General features: G+C 49.3%; 19 protein-coding genes, 1 CRISPR repeat array and 2 riboswitches. Of the genes, 10 read left to right on the forward strand and 9 right to left on the reverse strand.

All coding sequences use genetic code 11. From position 1 onward, the window contains the following. Nucleotides 1-58 precede the first annotated feature (58 nt). Together BZJ19_RS04590 and BZJ19_RS04595 are read left to right on the forward strand one after the other, a co-directional pair. A complete protein-coding gene (locus BZJ19_RS04590) occupies nt 59-421 on the forward strand; it encodes a MarR family transcriptional regulator (protein WP_077480595.1) in 363 nt (120 codons plus the stop codon). Nucleotides 422-722: 301 nt separating this feature from the next. Beyond that, nucleotides 723-1,130 carry a hypothetical protein gene (locus BZJ19_RS04595; RefSeq protein ID WP_069587029.1) on the forward strand — a complete coding sequence of 136 codons (408 nt, stop codon included), beginning with the start codon at nt 723-725 and terminating at the stop codon, nt 1,128-1,130. 17 nt (nt 1,131-1,147) lie between these two features. Here the strand turns inward: BZJ19_RS04595 and BZJ19_RS04600 are convergent, their stop codons facing one another. Next, nucleotides 1,148-1,561 (reverse strand): hypothetical protein, encoded by a 414-nt coding sequence (locus tag BZJ19_RS04600; protein ID WP_077674758.1) that lies wholly within the window; start codon nt 1,559-1,561, stop codon nt 1,148-1,150. Between the two features lie 257 nt (nt 1,562-1,818). Here BZJ19_RS04600 and BZJ19_RS04605 point away from each other — a divergent pair, with 257 nt between their 5' ends. Continuing rightward, nucleotides 1,819-2,439, forward strand: a complete 621-nt coding sequence (locus BZJ19_RS04605) for a thiopurine S-methyltransferase (RefSeq protein ID WP_077674759.1) — start codon at nt 1,819-1,821, stop codon at nt 2,437-2,439. 41 nt (nt 2,440-2,480) lie between these two features. On the opposite strand, the gene BZJ19_RS04610 is transcribed toward BZJ19_RS04605, so the two are convergent. The 6 genes from BZJ19_RS04610 to BZJ19_RS04635 form a co-directional block, all read right to left on the reverse strand. Further along, on the reverse strand, nt 2,481-3,380 hold the full coding sequence (locus BZJ19_RS04610) for a DMT family transporter (protein WP_201249172.1): 900 nt from the start codon (nt 3,378-3,380) through the stop codon (nt 2,481-2,483). Between the two features lie 89 nt (nt 3,381-3,469). Continuing rightward, complete coding sequence (cdd, locus tag BZJ19_RS04615) at nt 3,470-4,366, reverse strand: cytidine deaminase (RefSeq protein WP_077674760.1); 897 nt, start codon at nt 4,364-4,366, stop codon at nt 3,470-3,472. Between the two features lie 182 nt (nt 4,367-4,548). Then, nucleotides 4,549-5,307, reverse strand: coding sequence for a type 2 periplasmic-binding domain-containing protein (locus BZJ19_RS04620; protein ID WP_077674761.1), 759 nt, complete (start codon nt 5,305-5,307; stop codon nt 4,549-4,551). A 73-nt stretch (nt 5,308-5,380) separates the two neighbouring features. Further along, nucleotides 5,381-5,872: a response regulator transcription factor gene (locus BZJ19_RS04625; protein ID WP_077674762.1), complete on the reverse strand. Its 492-nt coding sequence runs from the start codon at nt 5,870-5,872 to the stop codon at nt 5,381-5,383. A 200-nt stretch (nt 5,873-6,072) separates the two neighbouring features. Next, complete coding sequence (gene sbcB / locus BZJ19_RS04630; RefSeq protein WP_077674910.1) at nt 6,073-7,494, reverse strand: exodeoxyribonuclease I; 1,422 nt, start codon at nt 7,492-7,494, stop codon at nt 6,073-6,075. Between the two features lie 162 nt (nt 7,495-7,656). Next, nucleotides 7,657-8,241 (reverse strand): FMN-dependent NADH-azoreductase, encoded by a 585-nt coding sequence (locus tag BZJ19_RS04635; protein ID WP_069587020.1) that lies wholly within the window; start codon nt 8,239-8,241, stop codon nt 7,657-7,659. A 306-nt stretch (nt 8,242-8,547) separates the two neighbouring features. Between BZJ19_RS04635 and BZJ19_RS04640 the strand changes: the two genes are divergently transcribed. Beyond that, nucleotides 8,548-9,225: an HAD family hydrolase gene (locus tag BZJ19_RS04640; protein ID WP_235608144.1), complete on the forward strand. Its 678-nt coding sequence runs from the start codon at nt 8,548-8,550 to the stop codon at nt 9,223-9,225. A 126-nt stretch (nt 9,226-9,351) separates the two neighbouring features. Here BZJ19_RS04640 and BZJ19_RS04645 read toward each other — a convergent pair whose 3' ends face one another. After that, the gene (locus BZJ19_RS04645) at nt 9,352-10,755 is read right to left on the reverse strand and encodes an alanine/glycine:cation symporter family protein (RefSeq protein WP_077674763.1); all 1,404 of its coding nucleotides are present in this window, start codon (nt 10,753-10,755) and stop codon (nt 9,352-9,354) included. A gap of 79 nt (nt 10,756-10,834) precedes the next feature. Continuing rightward, nucleotides 10,835-10,914, reverse strand: a riboswitch (glycine riboswitch). 2 nt (nt 10,915-10,916) lie between these two features. Beyond that, nucleotides 10,917-11,004, reverse strand: a riboswitch (glycine riboswitch). A 254-nt stretch (nt 11,005-11,258) separates the two neighbouring features. On the opposite strand from BZJ19_RS04645, the gene BZJ19_RS04650 reads away from it, so the two are divergent. Then, on the forward strand, nt 11,259-12,425 hold the full coding sequence (locus BZJ19_RS04650; protein ID WP_157891159.1) for a J domain-containing protein: 1,167 nt from the start codon (nt 11,259-11,261) through the stop codon (nt 12,423-12,425). 121 nt (nt 12,426-12,546) lie between these two features. Beyond that, on the forward strand, nt 12,547-13,710 hold the full coding sequence (locus tag BZJ19_RS04655; protein WP_077674765.1) for an amidase family protein: 1,164 nt from the start codon (nt 12,547-12,549) through the stop codon (nt 13,708-13,710). Nucleotides 13,711-14,031: 321 nt separating this feature from the next. Here BZJ19_RS04655 and BZJ19_RS04660 read toward each other — a convergent pair whose 3' ends face one another. Further along, nucleotides 14,032-14,313, reverse strand: a complete 282-nt coding sequence (locus BZJ19_RS04660; RefSeq protein ID WP_077674766.1) for a TIGR03643 family protein — start codon at nt 14,311-14,313, stop codon at nt 14,032-14,034. A 215-nt stretch (nt 14,314-14,528) separates the two neighbouring features. Continuing rightward, nucleotides 14,529-15,217: a CRISPR direct-repeat array (repeat unit 28 nt; unit sequence GTTCACTGCCGCACAGGCAGCTTAGAAA). Between the two features lie 135 nt (nt 15,218-15,352). Here BZJ19_RS04660 and BZJ19_RS04665 point away from each other — a divergent pair. The 4 genes from BZJ19_RS04665 (at nt 15,353) to cas3f (ending at nt 20,493) form a co-directional block, all read left to right on the forward strand. Then, complete coding sequence (locus tag BZJ19_RS04665) at nt 15,353-15,601, forward strand: type II toxin-antitoxin system ParD family antitoxin (RefSeq protein ID WP_077674767.1); 249 nt, start codon at nt 15,353-15,355, stop codon at nt 15,599-15,601. Next, complete coding sequence (locus BZJ19_RS17445) at nt 15,598-15,807, forward strand: type II toxin-antitoxin system RelE/ParE family toxin (RefSeq protein ID WP_201249173.1); 210 nt, start codon at nt 15,598-15,600, stop codon at nt 15,805-15,807. The genes BZJ19_RS04665 and BZJ19_RS17445 overlap by 4 nt, the downstream gene beginning before the upstream one ends. Nucleotides 15,808-16,078: 271 nt before the next feature. Further along, the gene (gene cas1f, locus BZJ19_RS04675) at nt 16,079-17,050 is read left to right on the forward strand and encodes a type I-F CRISPR-associated endonuclease Cas1f (RefSeq protein WP_077674768.1); all 972 of its coding nucleotides are present in this window, start codon (nt 16,079-16,081) and stop codon (nt 17,048-17,050) included. Further along, on the forward strand, nt 17,047-20,493 hold the full coding sequence (cas3f, locus tag BZJ19_RS04680) for a type I-F CRISPR-associated helicase Cas3f (protein WP_077674769.1): 3,447 nt from the start codon (nt 17,047-17,049) through the stop codon (nt 20,491-20,493). The genes cas1f and cas3f overlap by 4 nt, the downstream gene beginning before the upstream one ends. Nucleotides 20,494-20,501 lie beyond the last annotated feature (8 nt).

A 20,501-nucleotide genomic window follows, 5' to 3' on the forward strand; every position in this document is an offset into this window, starting at 1 on the left:
TTTTTCACCCGCTGCATTCAGAGGCTCTGAACGTAGTGCATCGGAGTAGGATGATTGAATGAAAATCTCTCACAAGCGTAAGGTACAATTCAAACTGAACAAGCGTGTAAAGGCAGCGTCGCCAGCGCGTCAGCGTCCAGTTAAAACTCAGCCAGTTGCCGCAGCGAAGCCTGCACCTGCTGTCGCGCCAGCAGCTGCTGCAAGCGTGTCAGTGTCACTCACGCCAAAGCAACAGCAAGTGCTTGATATTGTACAAGCCAACCCAGAAGGGATTAACCCGAAGGGCATCGGTTTAGCTGCCGGTCAAGAAGATAGCAAAGCCGCCTCTTGGGCGACAGGCGCGCTGAAAAAACTCACCGAAGAGGGTGTTGTGGAGCGTGTGCAAGTGGCATCTAACAAGGTTATCTACAAAGCCTGTTAATCGCATTTGCTGGCCCGCTTAAGCTGCTGATGGCGTCGATACCATTAGCGTTTAAGCGGGTTACTCACCCCACCGACCTTCCTTATACGCTTTTCTTATTTTCATGTGGCAATAACGTGAATAATGCAGTGATTTTTCATTGAGTTGTTCTTTTATTGTTAAAAAATCTTGTCATTATTACGCATTCGCGTGATTAAAGCTTGATCAGACGCAAAATACTGTATGATCTTCCAGACATCTGTTTAAAACTGCATATAGTAGAGGGACGTCAGTTTTCTTTCTCTGTCTGGAGGTAAAAGCCATGGAAGCGCTGTCTACCCAGCTGAAAACACCGACTGAAGTCGTTTTCGACTACACCCATTTTTTATGTGAAGAACAGCAGCCCAACTGGACGTTCGTTGACATATTTCGTAGTTTGTTACCCGCATTTAATACGGTGCTTGAGCATCACGCTCAACAGGCATTGACCGCCCAAGATCGTCTGCACCAGCAAGCGGCGCAGGTACTCTCATTTCGCAATACAGATACGGTTAACTTGGTGCGCCTGGCCAAATTGGCTCAGCAACAAAGTATTCGCGAGCTAACCATTTTGATGCCTTATGCGCTGGACTACCGTCAAATGGAAGCGATTAGCGACCAAACGGGGGCACTGTTGGAGTACAGCAACGAAAATCGTGAGTGGGTACGCCTCACTTTTCCCTCTGTTTAACGTCTCGACGAATCGCTTCAATGGCAGTGCAACACGGCTGGATTTACAAATGCCACCCACTGTGTCCCTGCTTCATAGTGAGTGATTTGCTCGGCTCGTGGTGAAAAAGCCAACACAGCGCAAGAGGTATTGGCTTTCACGGCACCTTCTACGAGTGCGCAGTCATCGTAACCGTTGCGGCTGCGGATCACTCTCACCTGATCAGGATGAATTCCCCATTGCTGAAGATGTTTGGCCGTAAATGTACGCGGTGGATTGATGACAGTGATCCATTTGGGCTGTCGTGCCTTGAGCGCTAATGCTCGCATCATCGCTTGCCAATGAGTTTGTCGTGCATCTTGCATCGCATACGTGGCGGTGTGTGTTAACGGCGCGGTATTGGTTGCGTGATGTACGGGCGTAATATTGGTATGTGATGATGTCGTGTACATGCTAATACCTGTATATATGATCAATACTGTATAAAAGAACAGTATTATTAAATCTGACCGTTGGCAAGTTGCCTGATGATTAATTTGTGATCAGGATCGTTATCTCTATCGTGTTGTGATCGGAAAGGCGATAGCCGAACAAGGAGCGTTCGTGAACAAAACGACACTGTTTTGTAGGGGCGAGGGACCGGCCACCTCTCTGCATCGTCAGGGAATTCAGATATAATCAAGGACTTTTGAATAGAGTCGGAGAGAGCATGGAGCAAGAGTTTTGGCATCAACGTTGGGCCGAAAATCAAATTGGCTTTCATCGCGATAGCGTACACCCTATGTTGATGACGTATTGGTCTGCACTGAACCCGCGTTTGGACGAGGAAGTGCTGGTTCCGTTGTGTGGTAAATCTATCGATCTGAACTGGCTAGCCGAGCGTCACGAGCGTGTGGTTGGGGTAGAGCTTAGTGATATCGCCGTGCGCGCTTTTTTCTCTGAAAACCTTTACACACCGCAAGTGTATACGGCGCCCTCTGGACATACGCACTATTGCTTTGATGAGTTAGAGTTGATCAGTGGTGACTTTTTCACTGCGCGTTTGCAGCCGGCACCGTTAATTTATGATCGGGCGGCGCTAGTGGCAATGCCACCATCGATGCGTCAGCAGTATGTGGATCGCGTCACTTCCTTACTGGCCCCAGGCGGTCGCATGTTGCTTATCACTCTGTTTTATCCGCAAAGTGATGATCATCCGCCATTCTCCATGGATGAACAGTTGGTTAGGCAGGCCTATCAAGGGATGGAAGTGACCTTGCTCGATACCTGTACCGAACCCTGTGGTGATCGAGGGGAGCAAGTCTGGCTGATTCAAGCCGCTAAATCATGATAAAGAAAAAGGGCCTGATGGCCCTTTTTCTATCGAGTGCGCTACGCCGGTTTGGCTTTAGTGGCGTGATACTGGCGGGATTCCCAGTGCGTGATAAAGAATACGGCGGCAATAATAATGCCGGCTCCCAACCACAATCGGCCGGGTGGAATCCAGCTAAAGACTAACCAGCCAAATAACACATTTAACGGCAATTTGGCGTGATCAAAAGGCTGAACAAATGAGGCATCTGCAACGGCATAAGCCTTGGCGATGGCCCATTGGGCTAAGGCGGTGAGCAGGCCAGCACCGATCAGCATCCACCACGCTGTCGCACTCGCTGGTAGCGTCCAATCCGGTACGGCAAGCACCAAATTAAAAGGTGTGATCAACAGCAACAGGTAAACCACCATGGTTGTTGGCGGATCATAGGCGGATAAACGTTTGACCATCAGCGAATAGGTGGCCCAAAAAAACGCAGCGCCGACAGGCAATAAGGTGGCCCACGTAAATCCTTCTGACCAAGGCTCTAAGATAATCATCGCACCACAGAAACCCGCGAGGGTTGCTAGGCTGCGAGCGATACCGACACGCTCTCTTAAAAATAAACCAGAGCCGATGGTGGCAAATAAGGGGGACGTCATCAGTAGAGCAATGCCTTGCCAAATCGGTACAGGGTAGGCGAGGGCCCACAGCCACAGTTGAATGCCAATCACCGAGATAAACACGCGCAGACAGTGTTTTCCTAAATGTTGTGTTTTTAATGCGTGGCGAACACCCAGCTGTTTCAGCCACGGGATCATCGCAATCAGTGCGATCGCATATTGAATAAAGGCAACGGTGGTAGACGGTAAGCCGAGTTTAAAACTGACGTATTGTGAGAGGCTATTAACCAGCGCAAAACAGAGGCCGGCGATCAACATCCAAACAGCACCTTGGATGGGATTATGAATTTGTTTCATCGCTGTGGTTATCCGAAAAAATATGCTCGGATAGTAGCGCAAAACAGGCCGCAGGGCGACTAGAAATCAATGCGGCCTGATGTTTTGTATTAAGCTCTTAACCCTGCATATAACAAGGGAATATCGGGATTAATGGCATCCAAGCTCGCTTGGGTGTCGGCCAAATGGCTCACGGTGCTGTTCACTACTTCGGCTAAAGCCACAGAGGCAATCTGATCCCACGAGTAACCCGCCATATTGGCGGCAATTAAAGCAACTTGCAGTGGAGGCAAACTCGGATTAAAGGCCGCATTTTCAGCATACATTCCTTTAAATACACGACCGTCATTTGTTTCAATCGCGACACCGCTGTAGTTGCCAGAATAAGGTGCATGGCTAATGTTCGCCGCTTCAACGGCTTGTTGAAGCAGGGAATCGTCAATATCGTCTGCCGTTAAGCCTTGCGTTTGGTCGGCAAGCAGTCGCGCTTCAACACCTAGGTCGCTAGGGCCAAATGCTTCGGGAAGATAAGTGTGTAGTGATTTCGCGTCCGATTTAGGCAGTTGAATCACTAAGTCTTCAGCACCATTTAACTCGTTCATAAACTGACGACAGTGGCCGCAAGGACTGTAATTAATGGTGATGTCGGTTAAACGCGTCGCCCCTTTGGTCCATGCGTGACTAATCGCAGATTGTTCTGCATGCACGGTTTGTCCGAGTTGAACGCCAGTCAGTTCGATATTTGCACCTAGGTATAAGGTGCCATCTTCTCCTCTGACAATCGCCCCAACATTAAAACGGGAAATGGGTGTCACCGCATAGGCTGCGGCCAGTGGGAGTAAAGCAAGGCGCAATGCTGCGCCAGACAGGCCACTTGCGGCTTCCATGTCTGCCACTTGCGCGGGCGTAAAGGTCGCATCAAACGCCGATGCGTGAAGCCATTCAGAGACAGTGCTCTGTAGTGAGTCTGGCAATTGTGTCAGTGCGTCAATGAGTGCGGTTCGCATAGCATCACTTCTAAATGGTTAACGGCCTATCAGTGTAGAGAAGCGATCTTGATAAATGTGTGAGTAATATCACGCATACAATGCAAATACGATCTTGTTGCTCAAACTTAGAGTGACGTCAACATTTTTAAGCCTGTAAATACAGTCACTATGATGGCTTTTAAATACAAGTGTGCAGGTTGCTATTCTGGCTGCCAGTCCACGTAAGGGCGATGGACTTTATAATACTCACGCGCTAACGCGCCACTGTCACGCAGGCGTGTGATCAATGCGGTGAGGTAGGCATCAATGGCCTCACCTTTCTCTCCTTTGGGGATCACAAATACATCTTGAAAATCAGCAAAATGTGCGCGGCGGATATTGGTTAGCCCTAACTGCTTGAGCATCATATCGGCCTCTTCTTGCGCCCAAACAAACCCATCAATACGGCCAGCGGCGAGGCGGCGCAACGATTGTTCAATGCCGTGAGAACGTTCGACTTTAAAGGGCATGTAGTAGGGCACCGCTTCAATCGTATAAGGTTTCGGATTAGTCCATAGGACATCAACGGGGAGGGGATTATTCTTATGGGTATATAAAACATGGGTGACATCGCCAAACGACTCACTGCTAAATGCAAAGGGCAAGTCGGTGACTGTTTTCGTTGGGCGCACGGCGGGCAGCATTAAATCGGCACTGCCTTGTACGATGCCATTAATCGCGCGATGAATGGGAAATACGGTGATTTCGATTTGCGTGTTCGGATCTTGGTCATCGAGAAAGCGTACAAAATCCACGAAAGGCCCTGACCCGTCAAGGTTTATCAGTCCCGGCAGTTCCCCCATGTGGATTACTAGCTTTTTAGGGGCATTATTTTTAAAACTATTGTCGCTTTGAGCCCATGCGTCGGAGAGAATCAGTAAAGGAATGTAGAGTAGCAATAGCAATAAATGTTTTGCCATGTCGCCTCCATTCAACCAATAAAAAGCTCGCAACGAGATGCTGTGGGCTCTATAGCCCACAAAAGTAAATGTTTTAGGTGAGTAGTGCTGTTATTCCAATAATAACGGTTGCAGCGCTAAGTAATACAATCAGTGGTTTGGTGATACTAAAGTCTGCCGCTTGTAAATCATCTGGCTTCGCGAGCGATGGTGGCTCATCGGCTTGTGGTTGTGCTCTCGGTGCGGGTCGGTGCGACAGGGTTTGTTGGGGTAGGGCAACGCGGTAGCCAAACTCGCCCACCACTTCGAATGGCAAGCATTTTTTGCCGTTGCGATAGGATTTTGCCATTAAAGACGTCACCACACTTTGGTGCTGCGCAAACGAGCTATCCGGTAATGCGACTTGCTTAAACAGCGTGCGGCTGGATAACACTTCTCCCGCGTAGTAACAAAGCATTTCTAGCATGCGTGACTCTTCGTAGGACAGTACCGTGATGGTTTGGTCGGTCCAATATAAGGTTCTGCTTTCTGGTTCGAAATCAACATCTGCAAATCGAWAACAGCGCGTATTCACTTTGGTTGTCATGATTGAGCCCACTCCACACGATACTCTTTTTAAAAGTGTGGACTCAAATCACGGATCTGCAACTAGAATATGGACGTTTTTTTTGGTATGCGAAGTTGGGCAGCGTGTGAGGAAATATTTAAAAATGATTATCTATCAATAGTATAGGAGGTGACTCCCTTGCCAGCGGCTCAGATGGCACCACGGCAAGGGAAGCAAAATTAACTGACCAAGGATTCCACATAGTGGTACACCGCTTTAAGGATCTTCAGCTGGTGTTCGTCATCTTGATGGGCGTCGACCAATTGCTGTAAGTTTTCCATGTATGCGGGCAGGTGGGTCTCGAAATAGTCGCGACGGTGCATAAACCACTTTTGCTGCTCAGCGTCAGTCAGTGTCCACGGATAATTACGCGCGCGATAGCGGAACAGCAGCGGCTTTATACGCCAGTCATCGACGCTCAAATCGAGCGCGGCAAGGTTTTCAGGATCGCGCGCACGAATAATTTCCATTGCACTTTGATCGCTTTTCGAGAAAAAACCTGCATATAGGGCACTATCGACGTCTTGATCGTCAAAAGGTTTTGATTCGGCAAAGACGGCAACCAGTTTTTCTCTTAGCTCTGGTGCGGCTTTTAGCGCTTTTAGATGACGCAAGCAGGCTTCGCGATCTACCCCTAAGCGCGCAGCATCTTCCGGACGTAGCGTTTTGGCATCGGCTAAGATCGGGCATTTATTGATGTGAACCAGTTTCAGTGGTGCAGGTAATTCATCCTCCGCAAGTGCGTGATGAGGCGTATACAAACGCTCGCGCAGCGCATCGGCATCCAGCTCAAAAAGAGGTGCTGGGTCTCGCGCCAAATCAATGGTGATCACTGCATTGGGATTTTCAGGATGCCAAGCAACCGGCACGATCCAACTGGTGTTGCTTCGCTCGGTGCCAAACATACCTGAGACATGAACCAGTGGGGTCATATTCACCACATCAATTAAGGTTTTGATTTTGTTTTTATGGCGATGGGTCAGCAAATAATTAAATAAACGCGGTTGCGCAGCTTTTACTTTTTTGGCCAGCTCAATGGTGGCGTATACATCCGCCATAGCATCATGCGCATTGCTATGCTCAATGCCGTTGGCAACAGACAGTTTTTCTAGCTTAAAGCTTGGCTTACCATTTTCATCGAGCGGCCACTCAATACCCTCGGGGCGCAACGCATAGCAAGCGCGCATCACATCGAGTAAATCCCACCGTGAATTTCCGTTTTGCCAACTCCAACCGTACGGGTCATAAAAGTTACGGTACAACGTGTAGCGGGTTACTTCATCATCAAAGCGTACATTGTTATATCCGAAGACACAGGTATTTGGCTGAGAGAGCGCCTCATGGATACGGGCGATAAATTCGGGCTCAGGTAAGCCTTTTTTCACCGCTAACTGTGGTGTGATCCCGGTGATTAAGCAGGCTTCTGGTGCGGGCAAATAATCATTCGGTGGCTGACAAAACAGCACTAAGGGCTCGCCAATAACGTTGAAGTCGCTATCAGTGCGCACGCCGGCAAACTGACAAGGGCGGTCTTTACCCGGGTGGGTGCCAAAGGTCTCAAAGTCGTAGATAAAAAACGTTGGCTGGGCGGTGTCGGTCACAATCGCATCCAATCTGATCAAAGAAAAGAAAGCAGGCTCAACCACCTGCGTTAGAACACACATGGTAACATTGGCGTCGCGGATCACCAATCCTCGCGCGCTTGCTAACCTAAACGCCTGCACATTGGCAGGCGTTTACACCAAACAGTGGGTCTTTTGCGATTAAGAAGCCAGTTTTTTGAGCTGCTGTTTTGCATCGTCAATGGCTTTGCTGGCCAAGTCTTCACCCATGGCGAGGCCTTCGGCGTACACAAACTCAACGTCTGTAATACCGATAAAACCAAGTACGGTTTGCATATAACCTGTCACGTGATCGGTGTTACCGCCTTTGTGCATCCCGCCTCGCGTGGTGACAACGATAGCGCGCTTACCTGTCACCAAGCCTTCAGGACCATTTTCGGTGTAGCGAAATGTCACGCCAGCACGGGCAATAAGATCAATCCACGCTTTCAGCTGTACGGGCACCGTGAAGTTATACATAGGGGCGGCGATGATCAGCGTATCGCTTTGTTGGATCTCGTTAATCAGTTGGTCAGAAAGCGCCAGAGTTTGCTGCTGACGTTCATTCAGATCACTGCCGCCACGAAGGCCACCGGCAAGCTCGCCGTCAAGGATCGGCAATGGGTTGGCTGCCAAGTCACGCTCAACCAAAGAATCAGGGGATAGGTTGTTCACCACGCCATCGATCACGGCGTTCGAGCTAGAATGGGGACCAAGAATACTTGATTTGATGACAAGCGCTTTCATTACGTTCTCCTTTAAATTAACGGTCTGCATGTTGCGACCTTGGTTAGTGTAGAGTTTGGGCGTAAAAACACCACGTCAAGGATTCGTCAAACTTGTTCAAAAATTTCGTTGATGTAACAACTTTTCGAGTGAGCATTGGCAGTTAGCAAGCAGGGGCGTATGATTGCGCTCGGCTGTCGTCCAAAATGTAAAAATAATGTTATAATGGCCGTTGTGTCGGATAGACAGCTTGCATTGGGGAAGCGCCACAATCAAATCAACAAGCCGTGTGCTTGTGTGGACGCAACGGGATTTGAGGAATAGCGCGTGAAAAATCTATTTATGTTAGACGTGGATGGTACGCTGGTAGATAGCTGCCACATGGACCACGAGTGTTTTAGTGAAGCCATTTTTGCTGTGACGGGACTAACGGTACCTGATGATTGGGGGGGATACACTAACATCACCGACGCAGGTATCATCGAAGAACTCATCGATAAAAACGACCTGAAAAAAGAAAAGATCACCATTTTCCGAGAAGTGAAACGTGTGTTTATGCAAAAGCTCGCGCACGCCATTGCGGAAAAAGGCATGACACCTATTCCGGGCGCGGTCGAGTTTATCAATGAGATGCGTCAAGTACCTTCTGTCGCCCTTGCCATTGCGACGGGAGGCTGGGAAGAAACCGCACGGATGAAGTTAAAGGCCGCCGGTTTTAATGTCGATGGTATTGTCTTCTCATCATGCTCTGATGCGATGAGCCGCAGTGAAGTGATGGCACTCGCGGCGTTCCGCGCCAAGCAAGATTATGGCGTGCAGTTTGATCGCCGAATTTATTTTGGTGACGGGGTATGGGACAAACAGGCGACTCAATCACTGGATTATGAGTTCGTCGCGGTAGGGGATAAAGTGGAACACCACACCCGAATCAACGATTTTGTTAATCCACGCGCTATTTTGGGGCGTTTAGGGATAGAAGAAACCGACGCGGTAAAGTTTGCGTAAGCCATTCCTGCCTTGTTGAGTAATACGTAGTAAAAAAAGCCGGTGAGGTGTACTCACCGGCTTTTTTACGTTTGCTGTTGAGCGTTGCCAAGAGGTTAACGAGCTTCCTATGTACTTAGCAGCAAATTAATGCATTTGGCTGCAAGTGGTATGCTCGGCACGAGCTGGGCTCGCCGCCTCTTGATTGAAGTAGGCGCGCGTTTCGTTGATCACCACATGGCGAAGTAGCAACAAGCCAATCAGGTTCGGGATCGCCATTAAGCCATTAACGATATCAGCAAGGATCCAAATGGTGTTTAGATGAATAAAGGAACCTGATGCAATCAATCCAATAAAGATGATTTTATACAAATAGATCGCACGCTTTCCGAACAAGTAAGCGACACAGCGCTCGCCGTAGTAATGCCAGCCTAGAATGGTGGTGAAAGCAAAGAATAACAGGCCAATATTCACCAGCATCGGCCCAATGCTGCTCTCCATACCGACTGCAAAGGCATGGGAGGTCATCGCGGCCCCTGCCAGTTCCCCTGACCATGATTGGGTCAGAATTAAGGTCAGGCCCGTCATGGTACAAATCACCAGTGTATCGATAAAAGTACCGGTCATGGAAACAAGGCCTTGCTCAACGCAAGAATCGGTTTTGGCTGCAGCCGCGGCGATAGGGGCGCTGCCCAGTCCCGACTCATTAGAAAATACGCCGCGTGCAATACCGGCTTGAATCGCAAGCATCATTCCCGCACCGGCAAAACCACCGGTTGCTGCCATTCCCGTAAACGCGGACTCAAAGACCAGCGCGACGGCGTGTGGGAGTTGTTCAATGTTCGCCCCGAGCACCCATAAACACGCGACCACATAGAATACCGCCWTCACGGGAACGATTTTGGCCGCTACGGCTGAAATCGACTTCACCCCGCCAATGGTTACGAGGGCGACCAGTACGGTTAAGATCCCTGCGACCGCCACGGTGGGAATATTAAACAGGTGAGTGGCGGCACTGCTGATGGCGTTAACTTGCGGGAAGGTGCCAATACCAAAGCAGGCGACGCCTAATCCAAACAGCGCGAACAGCTTTGCCAACAGCGGTTGTCCAGCCCCTTTAGAAAGGTACATCATCGGCCCGCCCAGCATATTGCCTTTGTGGTCGGTTTCGCGATACTTCACTGCCAGTAAGCATTCTGCGTATTTGGTTGCCATGCCTAAAAACGCGGCTAGCCACATCCAGAATAGGGCGCCTGGACCACCCAACGCGATAGCGGTGGCGACACCAATAATATTTCCTGTCCCTATGGTGGCGGACAATGCGGTGCACAATGCCGCAAAGCCAGAAACATCGCCTTTGGTTGAAGCATCTGCCGGTTTAAAAATTTGTTTTAGTGCAAAAGGTAAACGGCGTAGCTGGATCAACCCTAACCGTACGGTAAAGAACAGACCGGTTCCGGTGAGCAGTAGTAATAGCGGTGGGCCCCATATCCAGTCATCAATGGTGGCGAGAAGTGATGGTATATCCGGTAGTTGAGTTAGAAGTTGCATTTATCCCCCTTTAAACATCAAAGGAGGAGATAAGCCACACTAATATTAACAAAAGTGCTACATATTGGGGTGGGTATCTCCTCTGTCCTTTTGCCTGAGAGTTTCACTTGAAAACAAGCTTGCTCCTTCGGCGCCCGACTTAACGGGTCTCTCCAGAGGCTCCTCCAACAGCAGTCCATACATTTAAGTGCCTGAAAGATTTACTTCTTCGGCGGATGGCGAATGCCACCTCTCTCCTGCTGTCTTCATCGGAACGTCATATTGCGGTAAGTATGATAGATCACAGAAATATGAATGCAATGCAAAAATGAATAAACAGTTCTATCAACTAAAGAAGTGCGCAAAATTTGCACTCTTTAAACTTTTATCTCTGAACGGTGCGGTGCTGGCTATACTGAAATTTCGACCGATGAATGCTCAATAAATGTGATCGTGTGCCGATAACACGGATCAACACCTTGTGATTGAGTTTGCAAGACGAAGCCGTAACGATGGGCCCTGATATGACCACTTGGAACGAACTTTTAGGCGTTGGCGCCAGTGAAAGCGCTGAGCAAATTAAACAACGCTATCGTCAACTTTCGATTCGCGTGCATCCAGATAAAGGCGGAAGCACAGGGTTGATGCAGCTTGTCAGTGAAGCGTATCAAGCGGTTAAAAATGGCAAGGGCGATCACAGCCCGCTCGACAGTCAACAATCTGCTGGTGGCACGGCAGCATTGCGTAGCCAAGTAGCACGGTTACAAAAAGAACTCGCCGCATTGCAGCAAGAGAATCGAACCTTACGAGCCCGCCAAGCGAACAACCAAATCCCTGCGCATCTGACCGCGAAAATTGCCAAGCTGGAGTTTGATAATCGCCAATGGCGGGAGCACTATCAGAAGCTGGAAAAGCAACATCATGTCTTAGAAGAGCAGCATCAGCGATTATCAAAGCAACATGACAGTGACAAGAAAGAGAGCAAACAGCTCAATCGAGAATTAAAACAGGCATTATCTCAGGTTGAACAACTGGAAACTGAGCTCAAACACAAAGCGACACCAGTGACGCTCAAAGCCGCAAAGCCCGGTTTGGCATGGCGTTGGGTATTGGCCTCTTGGGGCGTGATTGCAGTGCTGATGCTGCCGACAAGCCACTGGCAAAGCATGATGAGGACGTTGTTAGGCCAATCAGCACCAGAGGTGGCGCAACGTGTCAGAATTGTCGAACCGTTGGAGAACAATCAAACCAAGGCGCCTGTATCAACACCAACACCGCAGGTAAGCGACTCGCGTGCGTCCATGCCGACAGCACCGATGATCCAGCTAACTGCAACAGCGAATCAATGGCATGTAAGCCAGTTTGATAAAGTGCCACAACCTTATCTCGCGTTACGCAGTGAGCAAGGCTCGTATGTGGTGGCCAATTGCCAAGGAGAGTTTTACGTCTACCTTAATACCACCTATCAACCTTTACGCGTACCGCCAAATCTTGACTACATTACTCAGCGTCAACACTTTCATGTGTATGCAATTCCCTACGGACAAGGCGCGTCGATTGATAGTTGGCAGCTCGCCCGCAAAGTGAAAATATTTGACGATACCTTTGTGAGTGAGGATCTTGCCCCTCAACTCAGTGCGTTTGAACAATCGTGTCAACGAGCACCGGGGCTGACAGCGGCAAACTTTTAAAAACACAGTAACACTTTCATTTGCATCGACATGGTTTACCGCCCAACTCAGGCGTCTGATTTGTCGCGCCTGTATTACACTGATCAATAAGGCTCAATTGATCTTGTGATAAGGAACGCCAATGTTAGACCAAGCCATGTTTGCACATCGGTATGATCCACCTCGTCAGGATAGCGGCAGCGGGGTATTCAGGCGTTATCACATTGCCGTTTCTCACTCTGTAGCGGTAGAAGGTTTGGTGTCGGGGATCGGTATTCCTGCATGGTCGGAAGGGCGCACTGAATCGGCCAAAGATGCGGCGGTGCTGAACACCATGATGACCCAAGGCGCCAATTTAATTGGCCAACTGCAAGTGGATCCGCTCGCCTTTAGTATTACCGGCCTCAATCCTTTCTATGCTGAGCTTCGCAATCCAAACTACCGCAAGTATCGCGTCGGCGGCAGTAATGCAGGGATTGCCGTCGCAGTCGCAAAAAAACTGGCTCACTTAGGCATTGGTAATGATGCTTTTGGCGGTGTACGCATCCCGGCGGCACATTGTGGCTTATTTGGCTATAGGCCCACGCCAGGACTCATCGACGCGAGTGGTTTGTTACCTGCGGCAGAAACGTTTGATAACCCGGGCGTCTGTAGTGCTGCATTAGCGCCAATTAGCCAGTTCCAAGAGCTGGTGGCGAAACCTTCAACGGCGATCAAAAACATTGTCGGCGTTGTGTTGGCGGAACCTATCTTCGCACTTTACTACAGTGATGAAGCCATGGATTGTTTCTACAAAAAATTGGATGCGTTACCTTTACCGCATGAAACCACACTGGCGATGAACAAACTGGTCTTAACACGGATTGAAAACGCACAAGTTGCCATTGCCAGTCATGAGTTTTTGCTGGTCTATCAAGAATGGCTGGAAAAGCAAAAGCTGGACTTACCGTCTTCCACACAAAGCTACTTAGCCCGCCTTCAAGCGATTAATTACAAAGACCATTTCCAAGCGAAAAAAACGCGCAAGCAACTCAGAGATACCGTGTGTGCGATGTGGCCAGGTGATAAAGTGTTAATTTTACCGTCCACACCGGGTGAGATTTTGCCAAGAGACGCAGGCCAAGAGCAAAGTGACACCTTTAATTTGGCGCAAAGACGCCTTATGGCGCTGGCCGATGTTTGTGGGCTACCGCAGTTAACCTTGCCATTATTTAGCCACCAAGACTCCCCTTACGGTGTCACATTGCTGGCACACCCCAACAAAGATAAGTTATTGATGGAAGTAGCACACCGTTGGGTCGGTTAAGCTTGACTCTAGAATCTTTAGCCACGCTGTCGTCAAGAAATTTCTATAAAATTGTATTTTATGCCGTTAAGCTGCTGATAATTATAAATTAAATAAGTTAACGGCTATCGATTTACTATCAACAGAAACTGTGGATAACTAGTTGGATTAGTATTGTTTTTAATGTGTAACTGATTGAAAAATAACGTTGTGAGTTAGATTGGCTTTGGGGTTGAAGCACGGATTAAGCGCCAGCAGAAAGTGACAATTTGGCTGTCACGTTTCCATAACGTGACAGAGACGATCAATTAACCACTCAGACGCTTCGTCGTGACATCATTTTTATCTACGATTAGCCTTACCGTTAGACGATTTTACTTTATATTGGCTTTTACAATGACTGCGGCCCACAGACGCTGAACGAAGCGCTTTATGCTTGGTTTTACGCCCGTTTGTACGTTCTCGCCATACTTTAAAGCTGCGCGGCTTTAACTCACGGCGCATTAGTGCAATAACATCGTCTTGCCGCAGACCATATAGTGTTGCAATCGCCTCAAAAGGAGTTCGATCTTCCCACGCCATTTCAATAATCCGGTCTAAGTCATCCGGCTCGGTCAGTTGCATTCGCTCCTCCTCGCAGTAGAGCGATAGATACGGATAAGTCGAGCCACGTGGATCAATAAGTGGGGGTGCCTAAACCCCTTGTAACCCTTATTTTTGGGCTATTTAAAAATAAACAATAAATACAGCTAGTTACGAAAGGCTCTTTTAAACAAGGGTAAAAGGCCATTTTTATCCCAACGGCCTGTTGTACCTGATGATTGTTACGTTATTCTATAGTTCACTGCCGCACAGGCAGCTTAGAAATTCATCCCGTCCCCCTTACTTTTTCTGGTAGAGTTCACTGCCGCACAGGCAGCTTAGAAATCAACTTCTTACGATAAAGGTCTAGGCTTGAGGTTCACTGCCGCACAGGCAGCTTAGAAATACCGAGATTATTGACGTTCGCATTTCTACCGGTTCACTGCCGCACAGGCAGCTTAGAAAACGCATCCATGCGTGGCTTATTTCGGTACTGCGGTTCACTGCCGCACAGGCAGCTTAGAAATCCAAGTTTAGAGAACATGTTAGCGATTGCCTGTTCACTGCCGCACAGGCAGCTTAGAAACAGCAGTCCCACAAGGACGAATGCGACATCAAGTTCACTGCCGCACAGGCAGCTTAGAAAAGCGGTTAACGGCACATGGCCAGCGCTGATTAGTTCACTGCCGCACAGGCAGCTTAGAAAGTCGAGTCACCGGGATTATCTTGCTCGCCATTGTTCACTGCCGCACAGGCAGCTTAGAAAAACATCAAGAAAGAGCCGGTCAAAATGGGCGAGTTCACTGCCGCACAGGCAGCTTAGAAATTCAATCAGCACATTGATAGGGCCGATTTTTTGTTCACTGCCGCACAGGCAGCTTAGAAATCCCTCAACAAGTACAGCGAATGACTTTTCAGGTTCACTGCCGCACAGGCAGCTTAGAAAGGATTGAATGWGAACTCTTGTGTGCTGCTATATACCTAACGTTGTTCGGCTGAATCAATATGAGTGAAAAAGTTGGGAGTCACTTACAAAAAGCGCTATATTCATTATTCACATTTATGAATAAGTGCGATAGTTATGGCAACAACAAGTTTAAGTTTAGGGGAGCACTGGGAAGTGTTTATTAAAAACGAGGTAGCAAGTGGCCGTTACGGCTCTGCTAGCGAGGTTGTTCGTGATGCATTACGCACGCTTGAGGAACGCAAAACCAAACTGGATGTGTTGCGCTCACATCTYGATGAGGGGGCTCGACAGGCAGCAAGTGACACGTTTGTCGATGATTTTTCAATGGATGAACTGATTAACGACTTGGACGCAGAATCTTGACGGCGAGCCAAACAAAAAAGCAGGTTCGTATTACGCCCAGATCGCGTGATGATCTTAAAAATATTGGTCGTTATACTGAGCGGAAATGGGGAAAGGCGCAGCGTAACACTTATCTAAAGCGTCTAGCTGCGCGGTTTAACTGGCTGGCAGAGAACCCGCAATTAGGCCAGAATAGACATCGAAGACGGGTACTATTGCTTTCCTGAAGGACAACATCTTGTCTTTTATCTTATCCGACGCCATGCGATTGATATCATTGGTGTTCCCCATAAAGAAATGGACATTATTAACCATTTCACTATTGGTTAGTGCGCTTATTGTGACTGTTCATTACTGACATCCGCATTAATAAAGCGATCTTCCTTCAAACCCTAAACTGTGCCTTGTTTCACGGGCATGCATTGCTATTTTTGTTACCTTTCTTGCGCTTGTAAGTGATCTGTTTTGTCACTCGGGACAACCACGAAAGGGACACGCATGGACGATCTCTCGCCCTCGGATCTTAAAACCATCCTTCATTCTAAACGCGCAAATATGTACTACCTCGAGCATTGCCGTGTGATGCAAAAAGATGGGCGTGTGTTGTACTTGGCGGAGGCGAAACGCGAAAACCTTTACTTTAATATCCCCATTGCCAATACCACGGTGTTGTTGCTCGGGACTGGCACATCAATCACTCAAGCGGCGATGCGTATGCTCTCGCAAGCGGGCGTGCTGGTTGGCTTCTGCGGAGGTGGCGGTACACCACTGCATATGGCAACTGAGGTTGAGTGGTTTACACCGCAAAGCGAGTATCGACCTACTGAATATCTGCAAGGGTGGTTGTCATTTTGGTTTGATGATCAAAAGCGATTGGACGCTGCGCGAACTTTTCAGCTGGCACGCCTGAGTTACTTAAAGCAGGTCTGGCAAGCGAGCCGTGAGCTCAAGCTTGAAGGGTTTGATGTGGCCGAATTGGCCGGCGCACTCGATACCTTTGTGGAGCGAACTGACAAAGCCAGCAAGCCGGTGGATTTATTGCTTACCGAAGCGCAGCTCACCAAAGCGCTCTACAAACACGCGGCGAACCGTACTCAAAAAAACGGTTTTAAACGTCAGCATGAGGCGGACGATCTCGCCAACCGCTTTTTAAATCATGGCAACTACCTAGCTTATGGCTTGGCGGCGAGTTGTCTATGGGTGCTTGGGATCCCGCACGGATTTGCGGTGATGCATGGCAAAACCCGTCGCGGCGCGCTGGTGTTTGATGCCGCGGACTTAATCAAAGATGCCATCGTGCTGCCTTGGGCGTTTATATGCGCTAAAGAAAACGCTACCGAACAAGAATTTCGCCAGCAAGTTCTACAAGCCTTTATTGAACACAAAGCGATGGACTTTATGTTCAACACCATCAAAGCCATTGCGCTGCAAGATGATTCCGACGATGAGATGACGGAGCCGCAACGATGATGGTGACCTTTATTTCTCAGTGCGAGAAAAAGGCACTGAAGAAAACCCGCCGCGTGCTTGATGCCTTTGCCAACCGAATTGGTGACAACACCTGGCAAACACTGATCACCGAAGATGGCTTAAATACGGTGCGAAAAATGCTGAGCAAAACCGCCAGCCGCAGCACCGCGGTCAGTTGTCATTGGATTCGTTCGAGAACTCATAGCCAACTCGTGTGGATTGTGGGTAATCGCCGCAAATTTAACTTAGAAGGCAATGTGCCGGTTAATCGTACTGAACTGGACCTTAGCCACAAAGAATGGGAGCAGGGCTGGCAGCTTAATGAGGTGATTGTGCTGGCAACGGCCATGGCGGGATTGTTTCATGATTTTGGGAAAGCCAATGCGTTGTTTCAGCAAAAGCTTCGCGGCCAAACAGTACACCAAGGTGAACCGTATCGCCATGAGTGGGTGTCGTTGCGTTTATTCGAGGCGTTTGTCAAAGGCAAGGCGGATCAGCAATGGCTTGATGAACTTAGCGAGCTTACGCCTGAAACCTCCGTCGAGCATGAAGCTGCGCTACTGGCGCGACTGTTTACTGAAACGGACGGCTATCAACCTGTCTTTGATGACTTATCGCCATTTGCACGTATCGTGGCTTGGCTTATTGTCTCGCATCATCGGTTGCCCGTGAACTATGATGCCGACAAGGCGCCAGTTGAGCTCTCGCAAATCGACCAATGGCTTCGCCGTTGCTTTGGTAGTCACTGGAATGCGCCCAACGCGCTTAACCTCGCTAAATATGATCCGGAGGCGCTTGCCGATAACTGGCGGTTTCCTGATGGCACCCCGTTTTTAAGCCAGCCTTGGCAACACAAAGCGCGTCAATTGGCCAAGCGTGCCCGCCAATATCCGTGGAGCGCTCATGGACAAGTTGATTGGTTATCGCAGCGGTTTGTCAGCCATATGGCACGTTTATCATTAATGCTAGCGGATCATTATTACTCGTCGCTGCCACTGGAGAAATCCAAGCCCAAATGGCGCGATCGCCATTACGTGCCGATTGCTAATACAGACCAGTCTCAAGGCAAACGCAAAAACGCGCCGCCTAAACAACAGTTAGATGAGCACAACATCGGTGTGGCCATTAATGTGAGACGCTTTGCAGAGAATTTACCCTCACTTAAATGGACAATGCCGGCGATTGCTCAGCACCGCCGTTTTAGCCAAGGCGCCGAACAAGAAAAGTATCGCTGGCAAGATATCGCTTATCGGAAAACCAAAACTATCGCTACTCAGTCGGAAACACAGGGATTTTTCGGCATTAATATGGCGTCCACAGGCTGCGGGAAAACCATCGCCAACGCGCGCATTATGTATGCGTTATCGGACCCTTGGCAGGGATGCCGTTTCTCGGTGGCGCTGGGGCTGAGAACACTTACCTTGCAAACCGGCGACGCGTATCGCGACTTGCTAAAACTTGGCGATGACGAGTTGGGCGTGCTCGTTGGCTCGCAAGCGATCCAGCGTTTACACGAGGCGCAAAATACGTCACATCAGTCTTCCGGCGGCAGTGAGTCTACCGAAGATTTTCTCGAGCAACTGTTTATTAGCTACGAAGGGCAAATATACGATGGCCGGTTGAAACACTGGCTAAGTAGTCAGCCTAAGCTGGAGAAATTGGTCAGTGCGCCAGTGTTGGTGAGCACGATTGATCATCTGATGCCCGCCACTGAAAGCCTGCGCGGCGGCCATCAAATTGCGCCCATGTTGCGTTTGCTCAGTACCGACTTAGTGCTTGATGAGCCCGATGATTTTGGTCTTGAAGACTTACCGGCGCTGTGCCGCTTGGTGAACTGGGCAGGCATGTTAGGGTCACGGGTGTTGCTCTCATCGGCGACCTTGCCGCCTTCGTTAGTAAAAAGCTTGTTTGATGCCTATCGTGCGGGCAGGGCGCAGTTTAATCATGCCCAGTTTGGCGACAACGCTTCGACGCATGAGGCTGACGATGCGCCTGTGATATGCGGCTGGTTTGATGAATTTACCAGCGAGATCCAAACGGTGACGAGCAAAACCGATTACGTGACTTACCACCGCGACTTTGTCGCAAAACGTGTTAAGCGATTAGAGGGCGCCCAAAAGGTGCTGCGCAAAGGAAAAACCGTGGATACCTCCGCGATTACCTCTTTGGCTGTTCCCCCAACACCCAGCGAACCCAACCTCGATTTTGGGCCGCTAGCGCAACTTATCCATACCCATATTCATCAGTTGCACCACGCGCATCATCAACCCCATGCATCCGGCAAAACAGTGTCGGTAGGCGTGGTGCGCATGGCCAATATAAACCCTATGGTCGCGCTGACTCGTACGCTGGTACAAATCTCACCGGAGCCGGATCATGCGCTCTTTATTTATCCGTACCATTCCCAGTTTCCGCTGGCATTACGTTCTTATCGAGAAAGTCGTCTCGATGCGGCGTTAAATCGCCATGATGAAGCGGCGATTTTCGAACAGCCGGAGATTCGCGATGCCATTGAACGCTGTGATGCCAACCATTTAATGTTTGTGGTGGTGGGCACGGCGGTGGTGGAAGTTGGGCGAGATCACGATTACGACTGGGCCATTGCTGAGCCGAGTTCAATGCGTGCCTTAATTCAGTTGGCGGGGCGGGTACAACGTCACCGTCAGCAAGCGCCGACAAGCGCCAATATTTATGTGCTCGATCAGAATGTCCGTGGGTTAAAAGGCAAGCATCCCGCTTATTGTAAGCCAGGCTTTGAAAGCGCTGCTATCCCGCTGGAAAAAGGTTACAAGGTCATGTTTGATGAAGGGCTGACTGCCATTTCCGCCACGCCGCGTATTCAGGAAATTCCCAGGCTGGAAAAATCTGACTTTATATTTGCTTCGTCGGCAAAAAGAGCGGCTAAGCCGGTGAGCCACTGGGGCGTACAGGAACACCGTGCGTTGCGCTTTACGCTAGAACTCACGGGCGGGGAAAAGTACCAACCTAAGTTTTATCGAACCGGTAAGGAAGCCGAGCTTTGGTGGAATGAAACACTGATCAATCAAGCCGCTGGACTACGTTACCCCGGTAAACATGCCAGCTGGAGCGGCGAACTGATCCGGCGTACTCCGTTTCGTCACAGCCAGCCCCAAGAAAGCTTTGTGTTGGCTTATAACGACGATGACACACTGGCTTGGCAGCAGTTAGATACCTCACGTTATCCCTACCAATACGCCGATCACTCATATCGCTTTAAACCCGTCGAGATATCGCTAGCAGCCGGTTGCCATTGGTGGTTTGACGTTGATCCTGAAGCGGTTTATCAGCACTTTGCTGACCAACTGGGATGGCCAGTTAAAAAAGCGAGCCAGCACTTGGGCGAAATACGCCTCACGGCTGAGCGAGAAGGTCAAAACATCACTTGGTGTTGGCATCCACAACTGGGTGCTTATCGGGAATAAAAAATTTA

The organism is Salinivibrio proteolyticus (assembly GCF_001996165.1).
Taxonomy (GTDB): domain Bacteria; phylum Pseudomonadota; class Gammaproteobacteria; order Enterobacterales; family Vibrionaceae; genus Salinivibrio; species Salinivibrio proteolyticus.